We start from the raw sequence: 2,649 nt of genomic DNA on the forward strand, positions 1-2,649 counted from the left end.
GGGCGGCGGCGGTGTCGGTGATCGCGGCGTTGCAGGACCCGTCGAAGGAAACGATGCCCAACCGGCAACTGTTCCCCGTCCGCATCGGCCTGCGGCTGGACGAACCCACCCAGACTGGCATGGTCCACGGGCAAGGCGCCCGCGACCGCGGTGCCCGCTGCGACGAGATCTCCGACCTGACACCGGGTGTCGGCTATGTCGGTGAGGACGGCAGCAGCGAGTTCGTGCGGGTGCGGGCGTTCTTCGTCTCCGATGACGATATTGACGCGATCGTGGACGCCTACTCCCCGGCGCCCGAGATCGCCGCTCCGGCTGGGGATTACAGCGGTTTCGATCCCGATGACTTGGGTGATGAGTCCGAAGATGGGCCGGTGGCGGCATGAAACGCGGTTTGGTCATTGAACAGCACGTTGTCGTGTACTGCGATACCTGCGGCGACCACTACACCGAGCGGGAGAAGGAAGCGGTTTGCTTCGACTCCATCACCCAGGCCATCGCGTATCTGACCGTGCATTCCGCGGGCGGTGTCGGCTGGGTCTACGACGGCGACAAGGTCACCTGTGACGGCTGCCGGGCCACCGCCCGGTGCGTCGAGCATGGCCATTCCTTTCCTGAGTCCTGGCGTACCACGGTGTGGCCGCTGGGCAATTCCACCCGTTCCCGCACTTGCGAGGTGTGCGGCGTCCCCGAAATCGAGGCCTAGCCATGAGCGACCACACCACCGGCCACCGTTACGACGACAACGTGATCGACCTGGCGGCTCGTCGCCGCTGCCACCTGGAGCGCTCCGGGTTGGACTCGGCCGCGATCGCCGCGCATCTGCTGGTCGAGACCGGGGTTGTCCCGCTGTGGGACAACAGCGACAACGGCGACGACTTCGACGGTGGGGACTGGGCAGCATGAGCGCGACCCGACCGGCCGCGATTGAGGTCAACCCCGTCGTGCGGGCCGCAGCCGAGCAGGTGAGCGACCGCAAGCGGCGTACCCGCAAGGACATCCACGCCCCGTGCTCGGGGCAACTGTCGCTGTTCGACCCGAGACCAGGAGAGCGGGCATGACACGGCCGAGGCTGCTGGACTTGTTCTGCTGCGCGGGTGGGGGCGCCACGGGCTATCACCGTGCCGGGTTCGATGTCGTCGGGGTGGACATCGCGCCGCAGCCGCGTTACCCGTTCACCTTCCATCAGGGGGACGCGCTGGAGTTCCTGGCCGCGCATGGACACGAGTTCGATGTGGTGCACGCTTCCCCGCCGTGCCAGCGCTACAGCCCGCTGGCGGCGTTGTACCCCGACCGGGAGTACCCCGATCTCGTGGCGGCGACCAGGACGGCGTTGCTCGCTGTGGGTGCGCCGTTCGTGATCGAGAACGTCATGCCCGCCCCGCTGGATCTGGCTCGCTCGATCACGTTGTGCGGCAGCATGTTCGGGCTGCGCACCTACCGCCACCGCCGATTCGAATCCAACGTCACATTGCGGCCCCCGGCTCACCCGGCGCATACCGCTCGCACTGCCACGACCAACAGGCGGCAGCGGTGGGCGGAGGGCTGGAACGTGTCGGTCACCGGCCACATCGGCACCTACGTCGGGCCTGAGGCCATGGGCATCGACTGGATGACCGGCGACGAACTGTGCCAGGCCATCCCACCCGCCTACACCCACCACATCGGCGCCCAGCTGCACACGCACCTGAGCGACCCGTCCGGACAACTCTCACTCTTCGAGGTAGCGGCATGAACACCACCACCGTCCACATTCGCAAAGACACCCACCTGGACGCCTTCGACCTGGCCGCGCTCGGCCTGCTCCACCTCGCGGCGGCAATCCTGGTCGGCCTGTGGTGGCTGGTGCTGTTCCCGATGATCTCCATCCCCCTCGCCTTGGTCGTCACGGCCTGGGTGCTGTGGGGGTGGCCGGTAGGGCTCGCGGCTGCCGGGGTGTCCGTCGCTGGGCTCCTGCTGTGGCAGCGTGCCCGGCCGGAGATGTTCGACCGCTGGGTCACCGCGCGGGCTCGTTCCCGGTTCCTGATCTGGCACCGCTACCGGCGCCGCTGGGTCAAGCTGATGCGAGCCTGCCACCTGAGCATCGACCGCGGCGACCGAACCTTCATCCCCCGCCTGCTTGGGGTCGAGATCGGCCCGGCGACCGATCGGGTACGGGTGCGGATGCTCGACGGTCACTGCCCGGCGGACTTCGAAAACCGGGTCTCGCAGTTGGCGCACGCCTTCGGCGCCCTGGACTGCCGCGCCACCATCACCGGACCCGGCACCGTCGAGCTGGCTTTCCGGCGCGCCGATGCCCTTGCGGAGACCGTCATCCTGCCGCGGGTGGACCACTGGACCAAGGGAGGAGGGCAGGCGGCATGACCAAGCCCATCGACCTGGACAACGACAACAACGACACCACCCCGGCCCGGCAGACCGCGGCTGAGCGGCGTGCGCTCCCGAACTTCACCGATGTCGCCATAGCTACGGCCGAGAAGTTCGGGGTCTGCACCCGGCCGGTGACGATGCGATCGTTCGACCCCAAGACGGGCAAGGTCGAATACGTCGCTTCCCCGTGCAAGTCCACCGTGGCGTCGGTGTGCAAGCCGTGTGCGGACAAGGCGCGGTGGCTGCGGATGACTCAATGCCGGGAGGGCTGGCACGCCGAAG

Annotated in this window: 6 protein-coding genes and 1 pseudogene; all 7 read left to right on the plus strand. The window is 68.0% G+C overall.

From position 1 onward, the window contains the following. Positions 1-383, plus strand: a pseudogene (locus tag NB3_RS33710) (FtsK/SpoIIIE domain-containing protein); the annotation flags it as partial. Next, on the plus strand, positions 380-703 hold the full coding sequence (locus NB3_RS33715; RefSeq protein WP_067811550.1) for a hypothetical protein: 324 nt from the start codon (positions 380-382) through the stop codon (positions 701-703). The pseudogene NB3_RS33710 and the gene NB3_RS33715, both read left to right, overlap by 4 nt. A gap of 2 nt (positions 704-705) precedes the next feature. After that, positions 706-903, plus strand: coding sequence for a hypothetical protein (locus tag NB3_RS33720; protein ID WP_067811552.1), 198 nt, complete (start codon positions 706-708; stop codon positions 901-903). Then, positions 900-1,058 (plus strand): hypothetical protein, encoded by a 159-nt coding sequence (locus NB3_RS35445; RefSeq protein WP_157112171.1) that lies wholly within the window; start codon positions 900-902, stop codon positions 1,056-1,058. The genes NB3_RS33720 and NB3_RS35445 overlap by 4 nt, the downstream gene beginning before the upstream one ends. Then, positions 1,055-1,732 carry a DNA cytosine methyltransferase gene (locus NB3_RS33725; RefSeq protein ID WP_067811556.1) on the plus strand — a complete coding sequence of 226 codons (678 nt, stop codon included), beginning with the start codon at positions 1,055-1,057 and terminating at the stop codon, positions 1,730-1,732. Before NB3_RS35445 ends, NB3_RS33725 begins: the two co-directional genes overlap by 4 nt. Continuing rightward, positions 1,729-2,361, plus strand: a complete 633-nt coding sequence (locus tag NB3_RS33730; protein WP_067811558.1) for a hypothetical protein — start codon at positions 1,729-1,731, stop codon at positions 2,359-2,361. Before NB3_RS33725 ends, NB3_RS33730 begins: the two co-directional genes overlap by 4 nt. Continuing rightward, positions 2,358-2,649, plus strand: a 292-nt coding sequence (locus NB3_RS33735) for a replication initiator (RefSeq protein WP_371855960.1), incomplete at its 3' end; no start/stop codon positions are given. The genes NB3_RS33730 and NB3_RS33735, both read left to right, overlap by 4 nt.

The sequence above is a fragment of the Nocardia beijingensis NBRC 16342 genome (assembly GCF_001612785.1).
GTDB lineage: Bacteria > Actinomycetota > Actinomycetes > Mycobacteriales > Mycobacteriaceae > Nocardia > Nocardia beijingensis.

Bases quoted from the DNA above. Each gene is read 5' to 3' on its own strand.
- NB3_RS33720 (WP_067811552.1), top strand. From the start codon at position 706: ATGAGCGACCACACCACCGGCCACCGTTACGACGACAACGTGATCGAC.
- NB3_RS33730 (WP_067811558.1), top strand. From the start codon at position 1,729: ATGAACACCACCACCGTCCACATTCGCAAAGACACCCACCTGGACGCC.
- NB3_RS33715 (WP_067811550.1), top strand. From the start codon at position 380: ATGAAACGCGGTTTGGTCATTGAACAGCACGTTGTCGTGTACTGCGAT.
- NB3_RS33725 (WP_067811556.1), top strand. From the start codon at position 1,055: ATGACACGGCCGAGGCTGCTGGACTTGTTCTGCTGCGCGGGTGGGGGC.
- NB3_RS35445 (WP_157112171.1), top strand. From the start codon at position 900: ATGAGCGCGACCCGACCGGCCGCGATTGAGGTCAACCCCGTCGTGCGG.